Here is a 14,063-nt window from a genome sequence, read left to right on the forward strand (position 1 = left end):
TTTTTCTAAAGAGATCTAAAGAAAACGAAATACATGTTATCTATCCAAGCAGGTGCTGAATAGGCTTTAGGAGAGAGAAATGAAACAGGGAGGGCAAACCATGCATCCATATCCTGTATACCCATATTACTCGATAAGAAGAAAATGTAAGAATCAGCCGATAACCTTTCCGCCGCAACAGCAAAACCATCAGCCTGGCTTTGAATATGAAATGGTACCTAGACCAATATCTGAATTTGCAGGATATAAAGGAAGTGGAAAGTTAAAAGATAAAGTAGCCATTATCACTGGTGGAGATAGTGGGATTGGCAGGGCGGTTGCATATGCATTTGTAAAAGAAGGGGCAACTGTCGTGATATCCTATTTAAACGAGTATCGTGATGCAAATGAGACAAAACAGCGAATTGAAGAGCTTGGAGGACGTTGCCTGTTACATCCTGGAGACCTTGGCCAAGAACAGACATCTTATGAAGTAGTTGCGAGGACAATTAAGGCATTTGGACGATTAGATATTGTTGTAAATAATCATGCAATTCAGTTTGTCCAAGATAGTATTCTCAATATTTCAGCACAGCAACTAGAGGCTACATTCCGGACAAATATATTTGCTTTCTTTTACATGGTTAAGGCATGCTTACCTAGTCTGAAAAATGGAAGTAGTATCATTAATACGACGTCAATTACTGCTTATGAAGGGAATGAGAAATTACTCGATTATTCATCTACAAAAGGCGCAATTACATCGTTTACCAGGTCTTTATCTATGTCTTTGGTAGAACAAGGAATTCGAGTAAATGCAGTAGCTCCTGGACCTATTTGGACCCCGTTAATTCCAGCATCTTATCCTGCGGAAGATGTTTCAACGTTTGGAGCGGACAACGAAATGAAACGAGCTGGTCAGCCTTTCGAACTAGCTCCATCCTATGTCTATTTGGCTTCAGATGATTCAAGGTATGTGACAGGACAGGTGCTCCATGTTAATGGAGGAGAGTATCGAACTTCATAATCTGACATCGTTAAATAGTATACTAAGAATAATGTCTTATCACGTCAAATTTGAAAAAAAGTTGTCGAGTGACTGTGCATAACCTGTGGATAGTGGGTATAGTTTATCATATATATTGTGGCGAACGTGTGTACCTACACAAAATGTGGATAACAAATGTGGATATGTTGATAACTATTGTGGATAACTTGTTGCTAACTTTTCGGTAGGTTGTTAATATCTAAATTTTTAGAGCTTATTATAAATATAGATTTAATATAATGATTTTTTATAAGTGAAGTGATAAGTTATCCACATGTGTAAAAGTTAAAAGATTTAGTTAGTGCCATTTCAAAAGAATCATAAGAGCCTGATCCCTAACTAGAAGGCTCTTTTCTAAACGTAAGTTGCTCAAGTATTAATGAAAATCAACTTTTGGATTTTTATGAAGTAAATTCAAGCAATCTCCAGTGGGGTATCAGAATAATTTAGCGAAGAGAGCACGATGATAAACTTAAAACGTGTACATTTGTACTTTGTACGGAAAATAACAATCCTTGCGAAAACAGCCAATTAGAAAGAAGTCTGTATGAATGATGCTATCCATTTTGACACATTCTAGAATTTGAACCGGTTTTTTGGTCATTTATGATAGAAGCTAGTTTTCGGGCTCTTTCCGCTTAGTTACTTTGTTATATTCTCTGAGGAGAGCTCCAATTGTTACTATAAAAAACCAAAAAGTCGATTTTTATAAGTGTTGAGCTACAAACTTTTTAGAAAAGAGCTTAAAAGGACGTGTTTGGATGGAAAAGGAACAATATGATTGTATAATTGTTGGTGCAGGCATTGCTGGGCTGCAGGCCGCGATTCAAATGGGACGTTATCTTCATGATGTACTTGTAATTGATAGTCAAAATGGTAGGTCAAACATATGTCGGGGCTACCATAATATCCTTGGCTACCCTGATGGTGTAAGTGGACAAACACTTAGAGAAATAGGGCATAAACAAGCAAAGGATTTAGGAATCAAATTTTTAAAGGATCGAGTCAATGACGCAGAGAAACAAGACAAGTTGTTCCTCCTTCGAACGAACCAGGGATTAGAATTTGAGGCAAAAACACTGTTATTATCGACAGGTATCAAGGATAATATCCCGAATATAAACAATATCGAACCATGCTTAGGTATATCGATCTTTATTTGCCCCGATTGTGATGGTTATGAGGTAAGAGACAAGCATGTTTTGTTATTGGGTTCGGGGAAAGCAGGGGCTAACCTTGCACTAACGCTAACCTATTGGACAAAGCAGATTACCTTTATTAATCATGATTCAAAGGAATTCGATCAAACACTAAAAGATAAGCTTTCTAAGCAAGGTATTACCACAATAAATGAACCAATCGAAGCGGTTATTGCAGAAAATGGTTCATCGTTTAAAGGGGTCACCTTGAAAAATGGTCAAACTGTTAAAGGGGAAAGTGGATTTATCGGCTTTGGAGGTAACATCGTCCACTCGGAACTCGCTTCACAACTAGGTGTTGAACGAATGGAAAATAAACATGTCCTTGTTAATCCAAGAACGAAGGAAACGAATATAACCAATGTCTGGGCTGCCGGAGACATCGTTGCTCACTCAGAACAAGTAACAATCGCCATGGCTGACGGCTGTCAAGCAGCAATTTGGATACATAAAAGACTGTTAAATCAAAAGCGCAAGAGCCCGAATAGCGACGTATGAACTGGAGCACAACGCAATAAGATAAAGGAAACTTGATGACTTATCGTAAGGAGAAGGGTGAAGTTCACTAGACGCTGGGATCTGGAGCTAGATGCCGACAAAAGCGCAAAAGCCCGAACAGCGACGAATGATCTAGAGACAAATGATTTAAAAAGGGAGCAGGAGAAAATGAAAAAAGAAATAGAGGATTTATATGATGAGGTGTATGAGAAGATCGCCGATTATCATCAAAAATCACAACAATATACTAAACAGCTTTCAAATAGAGGTGAGGAACTAAGTGAGCAGGAGACGGAAAAGCTAGAGAGAATCGAATTTGCTCTTCAATCAGCAAAGGATATTCTTGAAAATATGATGACACCTGGAACGACGATGACGATCATGCATCAAAAAGGAACGATCCAGATTGATTTAACAAAATAAGCAAATGGTTATCTTGCCAATTTGCTTATTTTGTTTCCTCTTGTCTTATTTGACCAGGTGATTTCCCGATAAGTTTACGGGTCACTTTATTTAAATAGTTTGCATTTTTATAGCCAACTAATTGGGCGATTTCATCAACCGTGTATTTAGTGTGTTGTAATAGTTCAGTCGCTTTTTGAAGACGGATTGTTGTTAAGTATTGTACAGGTGTCAGACCTGTTTCTTTCTTAAATAGTCGTGTAAAGTGGTATTTTGATAATTTAGAGGCTTCAGCCATTTCTTCGGAACTAATATCATCTTGATAATAATTTCTGGCAAATAGCGCTGCGCTAATGACACCTTCTGACCAATCCTCCATAAGCTTATCAATATTTGATAGGTAGACATATAGTTCCATTATAAAATTGTAAGCAATACTTGAACCTTCATAGGCATTTGTGATCTTCTTTTCCTTCGCATTATCATAAATTTGCTTGATAAGCTTAATAGGAGTAGACTCCGGGTGAAAACGGACAATTTGATTCCCACATTTTTTAACGTGTTCCCAACAACGTTTTGCCTCATGTCCATAAAGAGTTAAATAGATGAATTCCCATTTTTCTGAGTTAGTTGGTAAATAATAATGATAGTTGCTAGGACTGCTAACAATAAATGCATGCCCAGCTTTTAAGGTATGAACATTTCCATCAATGTTTATTTCACCATGCCCGGCTATCGTGTATTGAAAAATGTATTTCCCCTGATCCTTTCGCTCTGTCCCACTCCAATGATAAAGAGATGATTGTTGTTCATCCCAACCTACAGACCAGATTTGCGCAACTGAATTGACATCATCAGTAAATCGAAAGGCAATAGCTCCAGTTTTTTTATCCATAGCAAATTAATCCCCCTTTCGTACCCTTTTTAGAATAGTAAAGCAAAAAAAGGGTGATTACCCCTAGTCTAACCTGTTTAAAAGAATAACAAAACCCTGAATAACGTAAAAAATAACAGCAAAAATGTACTGCTTATTAAATTTATTTTTACCATTGTATCGAAGCGATCAGGAATTTACAATGAAACTAACATCATTAAGGTTGGGAAATTGAAATCAAACAAGATTTACTAGTAGTCGGTAAGAGGGATCAACTCAAGAAGGACGAATATGGAAGATAAATTAGTAAAATGAAGGGTGACTAATATGAAAGAACAGATGTTGGAACAATTTATCAAGGTATTTAACAAAGACCATGACATTCGCCGTTTTTTTGCACCAGGTCGAGTTAATTTAATTGGAGAGCACACAGATTATAATGGAGGGCATGTTTTTCCATGTGCATTAACATTTGGAACATATGCTTATGTTTCTAAAAGGAATGATCGAAAGGTTCAATTGTATTCAATGAATTTTCCTGAGGTAGGGGTTATCTCGGTTTCTCTTAATGAACCATTAGAATTTAACAAAGAGCATGATTGGGCGAATTACCCAAAGGGAGTTATCAAGGAATTCACTGATAAAGGCATCCATTTAGATCAAGGATTTGATATACTATTTTATGGAAATATCCCAAATGGTGCAGGGTTATCCTCTTCGGCATCGATAGAGCTTGCGACAGCTGTGACACTACAAGCCCTATACGATACAACTTTTCCGAGGGTGGAATTAGTAAAAATGAGTCAACATGCTGAAAATGAGTTTATCGGAGTAAGCTGTGGGATTATGGATCAATTTGCGATTGGTATGGGCAAAGAAAATCATGCCATTTTGTTGAACTGTCAAAGCTTGGAGTACAAATATAGTCCGATTGAGCTTAAGGATGCTTCACTTGTAATTGCCAACACGAATAAGCGAAGAGCATTAGCTGAATCAAAATATAATGAAAGACGCTCTGAATGTGAGCGTGCGCTTAAAGACTTGCAAACAAAGCTTTCAATTAAATCATTAGGGGATTTAACAACCGAGCAGTTTGACAGCAATCAGCACCTTATCGAAAACGATATTGATCGCAAGCGTGCTAAACATGCAGTTTACGAGAATGTACGGACGATACTTGCAGTTGAAAAACTCAATAAAGGTGATATAGCAAGCTTTGGTCAGCTAATGTGTGATTCTCATTCATCATTACGAGATGATTATGAAGTGACTGGCGTCGAATTGGATGCCTTGGTTGAAGCGGCAATGAATCAAGAAGGTGTAATCGGCTCACGAATGACTGGAGCGGGCTTTGGCGGTTGTACAGTTTCAATCGTTGAAAATAAAAAAATAGAAATCTTTATCGAAGAGGTTGGTAAAAGCTACAAAGAAAAAACAGGTTTAACAGCAGAATTTTATGTAGCAAATGTAGGGGACGGAGCAAAAGAAATACAAGAATAAATAAACTGGGAGGGAATAACATGGCCGTTTTAGTATGTGGTGGTGCAGGATATATTGGTAGTCATACAGTATCTGAGCTTTTAGATCGTAATGAGGACGTCATCGTAGTAGATAATTTACAAAAGGGACATCAGCCAGCCGTTTTAGCAGGAGCAACACTATATACAGGAGATCTCCGTGATGAAGCATTTCTAAAAAATGTTTTTCAAGAAAATGAAATTGAAGCAGTCATTCATTTTGCAGCAGATTCACTTGTAGGTGAAAGTGTCGAAAAACCTCTTCAATACTATGAAAACAATGTCTATGGAACAATGTGCCTGTTAAAGGTGATGACGGAATTTGGTGTAAAGAAAATTGTCTTCTCCTCTACGGCAGCTACCTATGGGGAAGCAGAACGTATGCCAATCGTTGAAACAGACCCAACGATCCCGACAAATCCATATGGAGAGACAAAGCTTGCTGTTGAAAAAATGTTAAAGTGGAGCGAGCAAGCATATGGCCTAAAGTATGTCGTCCTTCGATACTTTAATGTTGCGGGAGCTCATATGGACGGAAAGCTTGGAGAAGATCACGATCCAGAGTCTCATTTGATCCCAATTATTTTACAAGTAGCATTAGGTGATCGAGAAAAGATCATGATATTCGGTGATGATTACAACACAGAAGATGGTACATGTATCCGTGATTACATCCACGTAACTGATTTGGCGAATGCCCATATTCTAGCGATTCAAAAATTACGAAAAGAAAATAAAAGTGCTACCTATAATCTTGGTAATGGTAATGGTTTCTCTGTTAAAGAAGTAATCGAATCGGCTAGATCTGTAACAGGACATCCAATTCCAGCAGAAGTAGCACCACGACGAGCAGGTGACCCAGCTATCTTAATTGCTTCATCAGAAAAGGCAGTCAAAGAGCTCGGCTGGAGTCCCAAATATGCTGATCTTCATACGATGATTGAAAGTGCTTGGAAGTGGTTCCAAAAGAACCCTAAAGGCTATTCAAAGGCAACAAACATTTTTAAATAGGATATCTAGAGAAATCGGAGTCTACCCTACTAAAGGTCTTGTAAGATTCAACATATAGGTCATGGGAGGCTCCTTTCTTTTAACTAGTTGTAGTTGAAAGTAAGATGTGAACTATAAAGAATATCAGTTAACGACCTTTTGTTCATCAAGTCTTCGAGGGGATGATAATATGTCTATCAATATCGAGTTAGAAATTGAACGATTACTACAATACGGACGGAAGAAACAATTATTATCCGAGTGGGATATAGATTTAACCCGTAACAAACTTTTAGAGGCGCTGGAATTAACTGAAGGTAAAGCAGTTGTCATTGATGATGAGGATCTGGATTCACCTGTTGCTATTTTAGAGAATATGTTAGAATGGTCGGCGAATAATGATCGCTTAACAGAAAATACTGTAACATACCGTGATTTGCTTGATACGAAATTAATGGGGTGTTTAGTTCAATCTCAAGGTGAAATTATCCGTTGGTTCCAAGAAGTCGTTGCTAAACAAGGTCCAAAAGCGGCTACGGAATCCTTTTATCAATTTTCACAGGATGTTCATTATATTCGAACCAATCGTATTGCTAAAAATGAAAAATGGCTAGTTAACACAGAGTACGGTGATATGCAAATGACAATTAATCTCTCAAAGCCTGAAAAGGATCCTGCCGCGATTGCAGCTGCACGCCATTTGCAAAAAAGTGAATACCCAACATGTCTGCTTTGTAAGGAGAATGTAGGCTATGCTGGAAGAGTGGATCACCCTGCAAGACAAAATCACCGGATCATTCCAGTACCATTAAATAAAGAGCAATGGTTCTTACAGTTTTCACCATATGTTTATTATAATGAACATGCAATCGTCTTTTCAGGTGTCCATAAACCGATGAAAATTTCCAAGGAATCTTTTACAAAGCTCTTACATTTTGTAGAGCAGTATCCACATTATTTCCTTGGCTCAAATGCAGACCTGCCGATCGTTGGCGGCTCGATTCTTAGTCATGATCATTTTCAAGGTGGACATCATACCTTCCCGATGGAGGTAGCCGAGATTGAGTACTCCTTTAATCTAAACAACTATCCAAATGTGAAATTTGGCATAGTGAAGTGGCCAATGTCGGTAGTGAGACTACAGGGAACAAATCAGAAAGAATTAATTGACGCTGCCGATGAAATTTTGCGGGAGTGGAAGAATTATAGTGACGAATCCATTGAGATCTTAGCATTTTCCGGTGAAACTCCGCATAACACAGTGACGCCGATTGCTAGACGAAGAGGAGAGCTTTACGAGCTAGATTTAGTACTGCGTAACAATCGTACTAGTGAAGAACATCCTTTTGGGATCTTTCATCCACATCAAGAGGTTCATCATATTAAAAAAGAAAACATCGGCTTAATTGAGGTAATGGGCCTAGCCGTATTACCTGGAAGACTGCTGGATGAGTTGCAAAAATTAGCTAGTATGTTAGCTGAAGAAAAAGGACTTGCACTTATTATCGAGGATATCGAGGTAAAAAAGCATTATGATTGGGCTTTGAAAATAAAAGAAAAATACCCAGATTTTAATCACCCGAATGGCTATGAGATATTGCTTGAAGAAGTAGGACAAGTATTCGCAACAATCTTAGAGCATGCTGGTGTATTTAAACGTAACAAAGCAGGTAAGCAAGGATTTTTGCGCTTTATTGAAAGTCTTCAAAAATAAAATTCAATTTGCTAGTATAGGATAATTGTAAAATGGTGATAATACTAGTAATCCCCCCCTAATCTTTATATATTGTATGTGCCTCCTTACTTGTAGGGAGGTCTTTTTTTGCTTTTTCCTTTATTTAGGCTCTTTTCTAAAAGTTTGTTGCTCTAGTACGAATAAGAATCGGCTTTAGGATTTTTATGATCTAAATTGAATCGATCTCCAGACGGATATCAGAGTTATTTAACGAAAAGAGCACGAAGATAGGCTTAATTCGTAAAGATTTACTTATTACGAAAAACAACAATCTTTGCGAAAACAGCCTTTATTTAAGTTAGCTAATTTAAGGTAATCTTCTAACGGTAAATAGTGGTTTTATGGTAAAAAATTTGAATTGAATGAATTTTACTTTTAATTTGTAAGGAGTATCCGTTACAATGGAAATTATCTTTAAAATAGCTCTCCTTTGAATAACTTAGTGGAAAGAATATAACGACAGAAGAAAGTCGAGCTATATAGAAAATGACAATCAGCTGAGAAAAAAGCCTATAATAGATGATTAGTGAATGAATGCAGGGGGAAACAATGAACGTAGAAAAAATAAAGAGAAGAGGATTAAATCCGATCTCTCCAGCCTTTACCACATATTTTAAAAAGATGAAGGGTGAATCTAAAAACAAATCCGAGTTAAACTATATGGATTTGGTAGTTTCGGCGATGGGTTGTCTTATTGCGATGAGTTTGTTTAGTTTTATAGCCTTCTCTCTTAATTATCCAATGGTATTGGGACCCGTTGGGGCTAGTTGCTTGCTTATCTTTGGTGCTCATAAAAGTCCATTTTCACAGCCAAGACAAGTCATTGGTGGACATTTTATTGCTACATCTGCAGCTATATTGATATCTGACCTCTTTGGGAAAAGTTCATTTACATTAGGGCTTACCTTGGGAACTGTGATTATTTTAATGGTGTTATTTAATACCATTCATCCACCAGCAGCTGCCAGTGCGATTGTAGCCATCAATACAGGTGTCGACTGGGGATTTATCCCTTGTATTCTTCTATGTATCGTTCTTTTAGTAGGGATGTCGTTAGTATATAATAACTTATTTCCAGATAGACAATATCCAAAACATTGGATTTAAGGCTGCCATTTGGCAGCCTTAAATCGTCATAATAAACATTGTAAATGTCATTTAAAGAAAGTTTCCCTTACTGAGTGACAATAACGACTTTACCTCGATCTAACTCTTCCTCTAGACGATTTGCCTCTGATTCAGGGACACCTAATGATGTCATTTTCGAACGAAGTTCATCACCGCGTGAACGGAAGGTATTTGCCATTTTATCAAATAAGCCTTCCTCTTTCATACCAACGTTTTTTGTATCGGTATTTTCTGTTAAATGCTCGGAGCGATCGGTATCATGAGCAAATAAATAGATGTCATCTTTGTTAAAGCCTTGCACCTCAAGATTGTTAATTGTATCTGTTGCTTGTACACCATTTTCAACTACATATGTTTTCATGATCTTCTTCATCTCCTTTTTGTATGATAGTTATGTATTACCCGTAGGTTGCAAGTTAAAACGTTTTTTATGAAAAGTTAGCTAGATAGAATGATGAAATTTTTAGGATATACTTTTTGCAAAACGCGAGGGAAATAAAAAGAAAGAAGACAAAATGCCTTCTTTCCTTTTGATCTGTAGATACCCTTTACCACCTATGAGCCTTAGCGTTACTTCTCAAGATAATGTTAGTTTGCGACATTTCGGTATGTCCGTTAACTTGTGATTTAGAACGTTTAGGTCTTGTCCAATTATGGTGAAATTTCTGAGAATGTGGATCTAAATGATCTTTATAACTCATTTTTTATCACCTCATAGTAGGATTGAATATCATTTAAAAGTATTTGTTATCTGGCAGAAAAAATACATGTTAAAGAATCCTAATCGAAAGGAATAGGTTTGCCAAAAGAAATATAGAAGCTTACATCATATATAGGAGCAAAGATTCCTTCTATGATAAAATAAATGAAGCATAAGAGAAATAGGTGAAGTTGATGAACATATCCGTCTTAATTGTAACGTATAATAGGCTACCAGAACTGGCAGAACTACTTGAATCAATTCTCAAGCAAACAGTGACTCCTTATGAAATTATTATTGTTAATGATGGTGATCAAAGTGTCGACTCATTAATTGAGTTATATAAGGAACTACCAATAAAGCTAGTAGATCTAGTGGAAAATGTTAAGCATGTTCATGCACGTAATATTGGTGTAAGTTATGTAACAGGAGATGCCATTCTTCTTTGTGATGACGATGATTTCTTTACAAATCAACATATCGAACATATACAAAGAGAGTTAGAGCATGCTGATTTTGTCTATTCAGATGCAGAAATTGTTAACTTTGAAAAAAGGGGAAATACCCGTTATCCTATTGATAGAAGAACATTTGCTTACCATTATGACACCAAAGAAATGAGAAAGTTTTCAACCTATATTCCATCTGGGAGTGCTTATAAAAAAGTGCTTCATGATCAAATTGGTTTATTTGACCCAGATGTTCATAATTACTGGGACTGGGATTTTTTCTTAAGAGCTTCTAATGTATGCCAAGTAAAAAGGCTACCAATAGCAAGTGTCATCTATGCATTTTTAGAAAACGGCAATAACCAATCAGCCGAATTAAATCAAAAAAGAAAACAATACTTAGACAAACTATGTGAAAAGCATCGGCTAGGAGATTTACCGACAAAAAACTTCTTTGTTTTATTAGATGAGCCTGAAATGAAGCAACGGGAGGCAAAAACAGAAATCGTTTGGGATGGTAAACCTATTAAGTCGCGACTAACATAATAGGAGGCATTAACATGCAACAGTTATTGAAAAACGATTGGTTACCATTACTAACCGAGCAGTTCAATCAACCGTATTTTAAACAACTTACTCAGTTTTTAAACAAGGAATATAACGAAGGCATTATTTTTCCTAAGCGTGAACATGTCTTTGAAGCACTAAATAAAACACCTTACAGCTCTGTCAAGGCGGTGATATTAGGCCAGGATCCATACCATGGAGATGGACAAGCACAAGGGTTGAGCTTTTCAGTACAGCCAGATGTGAAAGTCCCTCCTTCACTACGAAATATTTTTATTGAACTCCAAGCGGATCTCGGTTGCCAGCCACCTGAAAATGGTTCATTGATCAACTGGGCAGAAGAAGGTGTCTTATTATTAAATACGGTGTTGACCGTTAAAAAGGGCAATGCCAACTCTCATAAAGGGATCGGCTGGGAGCAACTAACCGATGAAATCATCAGACTGCTCAATGAGCGTGAACAACCAATAATCTTTATATTATGGGGAAAACAAGCTGGAGAGAAAAAACAATTTATAACATCTCCACAACATCTAATACTTGAATCCCCACACCCGAGCCCTTTCTCCGCTAGAAAAGGATTCTTTGGGAGCAAGCCATTTTCAAAAACAAATCACTTTTTAAAACAACATAATAGTAAAGAAATCGATTGGTGTTTAAAAAAGGATTAATTTTTAAGGCTGTTTTATTAATTGTTGTTTTCATGTATTAAACGAAAAAAACAATTAATAAGCAAACTGCATTTATAAAAGGAGATCATAAAGATGAATGAAACACCGGTAAACTGTTTGAAATGTCAGTATTTTTATGTGACATGGGAAAAGAGATTTCCAAATGGTTGTCGTGCGTACGGTTTCAAGTCAGCAAGCAGACCTAATATAATGGTGAAAAAATCATCTGGTACCGCGTGCCTTAAATATCAGCCTAAGGTAAATAAACCCTAAACGGAGGTCTTTTTTGTGAATATACATGTGTCAAAGCTCCTTCAAAAAATGGAGGGTGAACTATTCAAAGCAAAAAACAGTCAATCAGACAAAGAAATGCGAGAAAGGCTTGTCGTTATTCAATCCTTATGTGAAGTTATCCTAGAGGAAGAAGCAACGTCATTAAAAATATCGTCGCAACCAGTGAGTGAAATAAACCCAACTGAGCTACAAAAGATGATGGGAACTAGTAGTCGTCCAGCTGTTGTAAAGTCAACTACCTCATACGAAGAGAAAGATGCAAATGGTGAGTCATTATTTGATTTTTAAGAGGGCTCGATGTATCTAAACTGGAATAATTAATCATAATCCGATAAGTTAACAAAATGCACCAATGAAATCCTTCATATTATTAGCTATCGAGGAGACAATGATAGTAAGTTTTTAAATGGAGGTTTTAACGATGGTATATGATAACTTGTTTAGTATGGGTAGAGGAAGATTCGATATGGATTTCTTTAATCAATCTACCAATGACACAAAATTAACGCATGATCGCTATGATGTCTATGTAAATGAAGACTATATAGGTCAAAAACAATTATTATCAGCACAAGAATCTGTACAGGATATTGATGATTTCTTAATGAACGAAGGATATAGCAATTTTCAATCCTACCTAGACGGAGATCATTATCACATAAGAGCAATAGACAAAGAACAAGATGTAACAAATGTCTTAAAAGTATACTTGCAAAATCGCTAAGGGCCAATGTTCTGGCTCTTTTTTTGTGCCGTTTTGTTTGTGATTGGGCAATAAATTTGAGCAGTGGTTCAATTAGTACGGAGAGTAGATCAATCATGCCGTGGAGTGGTTCAAAAAAAGAGAAAAGTGGTTCAATCACGCTGGAGAGTGGTTCAATTATCGGAGAAAGTGGTTCAAAAAAGGGAAAAGGTGGCTCAATCGAAGTGGAGTGGTTCAATAAAAGGGAAAAGTGGTTCAATCACGCTGGAGAGTGGTTCAATTATCGGAGAAAGTGGTTCAAAAAAGGGAAAAGGTGGCTCAATCGAAGTGAAGTGGTTCAATAAAAATGAAAAGTGGTTCAATCATGCTGGAGAGTGGTTCAATTATCGGAGAAAGTGGTTCGAAATAGGGAAAGGTGGCTCAATCGAAGTGGAGTGGTTCAATAAAAGAGAAAAGTGGTTCAATCACGCTGGAGAGTGGTTCAATTATCGGAGAAAGTGGTTCAGTAAAGGGAAAAGGTGGCTCAATCGAAGTGAAGTGGTTCAATAAAAGAGAAAAGTGGTTCAATTAACAGCGAGTATGGTTTAAGCAATATAAAATCCTTTAATTCGTCAATAAAATGACATTGAAAAGAGCGAATAGTAAGGTAAGATGGTAAAGTATACAAATAAGGGAGGTGTTTTACATGAAGCTTTTTCTTATTTTAGGTGCGATTAATGCCTTTATGGCTGTTGCGCTAGGAGCATTTGGTGCACACGGATTAGAGGGAAAGATCCCAGAAAAGTACATAAAAATATGGCAAACTGGTGTTACGTATCAAATGTTCCACGCTGGTGGTTTGTTTGTGATTGCCTTTTTAGTAGACAAATTGTCGAATGTTGGTTTATTAACAACAGCAGGATGGCTATTTTTGGTGGGAATTATCTTGTTTTCAGGAAGTCTATATGTCTTAAGTGTGACTCAAATTAGCGTCTTAGGGGCAATTACGCCATTAGGAGGACTAGCCTTTTTAGCTGGTTGGTTACTTTTAGGTTATACAGCGATTCGATATTTATAAGCCTTTTCGTACACAGGGTCTGTCTCTTCGGATAGTTTAACATTGTCAGTTTATGGTAAAAATATTTATGATTAGATTGTAAAAAGGAGGCATATTGCCTCCTTTTTAATAGGCTTTTTTCTAAAAGTTTGTTGCTACCAAACCAAAAATGGGTCATTGGATTTTTAATACAATTATCAGCTGTTTTTAAGAGAATAGCTGATAAAGAGCACGAAGATAGTTAAATACCTAAAGAAGTGCTAGTACGAAAAG

General features: G+C 36.8%; 16 protein-coding genes. 13 read left to right on the top strand and 3 right to left on the bottom strand.

Annotated elements, in window-relative coordinates:
• Positions 1-100 precede the first annotated feature (100 nt).
• From AC6CHR_RS10680 to AC6CHR_RS10690, 3 genes are all read left to right on the top strand, one after another.
• The gene (locus AC6CHR_RS10680) at positions 101-1,006 is read left to right on the top strand and encodes an SDR family oxidoreductase (protein WP_498248814.1); all 906 of its coding nucleotides are present in this window, start codon (positions 101-103) and stop codon (positions 1,004-1,006) included.
• A gap of 782 nt (positions 1,007-1,788) precedes the next feature.
• Positions 1,789-2,724 carry an NAD(P)/FAD-dependent oxidoreductase gene (locus AC6CHR_RS10685; protein WP_498248698.1) on the top strand — a complete coding sequence of 312 codons (936 nt, stop codon included), beginning with the start codon at positions 1,789-1,791 and terminating at the stop codon, positions 2,722-2,724.
• Positions 2,725-2,781: 57 nt separating this feature from the next.
• Positions 2,782-3,147, top strand: coding sequence for a hypothetical protein (locus AC6CHR_RS10690; protein WP_498248699.1), 366 nt, complete (start codon positions 2,782-2,784; stop codon positions 3,145-3,147).
• 25 nt (positions 3,148-3,172) lie between these two features.
• On the opposite strand, the gene AC6CHR_RS10695 is transcribed toward AC6CHR_RS10690, so the two are convergent.
• Positions 3,173-4,021 carry an AraC family transcriptional regulator gene (locus AC6CHR_RS10695; protein ID WP_498248700.1) on the bottom strand — a complete coding sequence of 283 codons (849 nt, stop codon included), beginning with the start codon at positions 4,019-4,021 and terminating at the stop codon, positions 3,173-3,175.
• Between the two features lie 306 nt (positions 4,022-4,327).
• Between AC6CHR_RS10695 and AC6CHR_RS10700 the strand changes: the two genes are divergently transcribed.
• The 4 genes from AC6CHR_RS10700 to AC6CHR_RS10715 all read left to right on the top strand — a co-directional run bounded on the left by AC6CHR_RS10700 (position 4,328) and on the right by AC6CHR_RS10715 (position 9,349).
• A complete protein-coding gene (locus tag AC6CHR_RS10700; protein ID WP_498248701.1) occupies positions 4,328-5,500 on the top strand; it encodes a galactokinase in 1,173 nt (390 codons plus the stop codon).
• Positions 5,501-5,520: 20 nt separating this feature from the next.
• Positions 5,521-6,528 (top strand): UDP-glucose 4-epimerase GalE, encoded by a 1,008-nt coding sequence (gene galE / locus AC6CHR_RS10705; protein ID WP_498248702.1) that lies wholly within the window; start codon positions 5,521-5,523, stop codon positions 6,526-6,528.
• A gap of 175 nt (positions 6,529-6,703) precedes the next feature.
• Positions 6,704-8,221, top strand: coding sequence for a UDP-glucose--hexose-1-phosphate uridylyltransferase (galT, locus tag AC6CHR_RS10710; protein ID WP_498248816.1), 1,518 nt, complete (start codon positions 6,704-6,706; stop codon positions 8,219-8,221).
• A gap of 570 nt (positions 8,222-8,791) precedes the next feature.
• Positions 8,792-9,349 (top strand): HPP family protein, encoded by a 558-nt coding sequence (locus tag AC6CHR_RS10715; protein ID WP_498248703.1) that lies wholly within the window; start codon positions 8,792-8,794, stop codon positions 9,347-9,349.
• 67 nt (positions 9,350-9,416) lie between these two features.
• On the opposite strand, the gene AC6CHR_RS10720 is transcribed toward AC6CHR_RS10715, so the two are convergent.
• Together AC6CHR_RS10720 and AC6CHR_RS10725 are read right to left on the bottom strand one after the other, a co-directional pair.
• The gene (locus AC6CHR_RS10720) at positions 9,417-9,731 is read right to left on the bottom strand and encodes a YflT domain-containing protein (protein WP_498248704.1); all 315 of its coding nucleotides are present in this window, start codon (positions 9,729-9,731) and stop codon (positions 9,417-9,419) included.
• 187 nt (positions 9,732-9,918) lie between these two features.
• Positions 9,919-10,071, bottom strand: coding sequence for a YpzG family protein (locus AC6CHR_RS10725; RefSeq protein ID WP_498248705.1), 153 nt, complete (start codon positions 10,069-10,071; stop codon positions 9,919-9,921).
• Between the two features lie 193 nt (positions 10,072-10,264).
• Between AC6CHR_RS10725 and AC6CHR_RS10730 the strand changes: the two genes are divergently transcribed.
• The 6 genes from AC6CHR_RS10730 to AC6CHR_RS10755 all read left to right on the top strand — a co-directional run bounded on the left by AC6CHR_RS10730 (position 10,265) and on the right by AC6CHR_RS10755 (position 13,811).
• Positions 10,265-11,065, top strand: a complete 801-nt coding sequence (locus AC6CHR_RS10730) for a glycosyltransferase family 2 protein (RefSeq protein WP_498248706.1) — start codon at positions 10,265-10,267, stop codon at positions 11,063-11,065.
• 14 nt (positions 11,066-11,079) lie between these two features.
• Complete coding sequence (locus AC6CHR_RS10735; protein WP_498248707.1) at positions 11,080-11,757, top strand: uracil-DNA glycosylase; 678 nt, start codon at positions 11,080-11,082, stop codon at positions 11,755-11,757.
• A 288-nt stretch (positions 11,758-12,045) separates the two neighbouring features.
• Positions 12,046-12,339, top strand: coding sequence for a YwdI family protein (locus AC6CHR_RS10740; protein ID WP_498248708.1), 294 nt, complete (start codon positions 12,046-12,048; stop codon positions 12,337-12,339).
• Positions 12,340-12,472: 133 nt separating this feature from the next.
• A complete protein-coding gene (locus AC6CHR_RS10745) occupies positions 12,473-12,775 on the top strand; it encodes a hypothetical protein (RefSeq protein ID WP_498248709.1) in 303 nt (100 codons plus the stop codon).
• 147 nt (positions 12,776-12,922) lie between these two features.
• A complete protein-coding gene (locus tag AC6CHR_RS10750) occupies positions 12,923-13,303 on the top strand; it encodes a hypothetical protein (RefSeq protein ID WP_498248710.1) in 381 nt (126 codons plus the stop codon).
• Between the two features lie 136 nt (positions 13,304-13,439).
• Complete coding sequence (locus tag AC6CHR_RS10755) at positions 13,440-13,811, top strand: DUF423 domain-containing protein (protein WP_498248711.1); 372 nt, start codon at positions 13,440-13,442, stop codon at positions 13,809-13,811.
• Positions 13,812-14,063 lie beyond the last annotated feature (252 nt).

This window comes from Metabacillus sp. GQ13 (assembly GCF_059758525.1).

Excerpts from the sequence above, each read along its gene's own strand:
- AC6CHR_RS10730 (WP_498248706.1), top strand. The coding sequence starts at position 10,265 with ATGAACATATCCGTCTTAATTGTAACGTATAATAGGCTACCAGAACTG.
- AC6CHR_RS10725 (WP_498248705.1), bottom strand. The coding sequence starts at position 10,071 with ATGAGTTATAAAGATCATTTAGATCCACATTCTCAGAAATTTCACCAT.
- AC6CHR_RS10715 (WP_498248703.1), top strand. The coding sequence starts at position 8,792 with ATGAACGTAGAAAAAATAAAGAGAAGAGGATTAAATCCGATCTCTCCA.
- AC6CHR_RS10685 (WP_498248698.1), top strand. The coding sequence starts at position 1,789 with ATGGAAAAGGAACAATATGATTGTATAATTGTTGGTGCAGGCATTGCT.
- AC6CHR_RS10735 (WP_498248707.1), top strand. The coding sequence starts at position 11,080 with ATGCAACAGTTATTGAAAAACGATTGGTTACCATTACTAACCGAGCAG.
- AC6CHR_RS10695 (WP_498248700.1), bottom strand. The coding sequence starts at position 4,021 with ATGGATAAAAAAACTGGAGCTATTGCCTTTCGATTTACTGATGATGTC.
- AC6CHR_RS10755 (WP_498248711.1), top strand. The coding sequence starts at position 13,440 with ATGAAGCTTTTTCTTATTTTAGGTGCGATTAATGCCTTTATGGCTGTT.
- AC6CHR_RS10680 (WP_498248814.1), top strand. The coding sequence starts at position 101 with ATGCATCCATATCCTGTATACCCATATTACTCGATAAGAAGAAAATGT.
- AC6CHR_RS10700 (WP_498248701.1), top strand. The coding sequence starts at position 4,328 with ATGAAAGAACAGATGTTGGAACAATTTATCAAGGTATTTAACAAAGAC.
- AC6CHR_RS10745 (WP_498248709.1), top strand. The coding sequence starts at position 12,473 with ATGGTATATGATAACTTGTTTAGTATGGGTAGAGGAAGATTCGATATG.
- AC6CHR_RS10720 (WP_498248704.1), bottom strand. The coding sequence starts at position 9,731 with ATGAAAACATATGTAGTTGAAAATGGTGTACAAGCAACAGATACAATT.
- galE (WP_498248702.1), top strand. The coding sequence starts at position 5,521 with ATGGCCGTTTTAGTATGTGGTGGTGCAGGATATATTGGTAGTCATACA.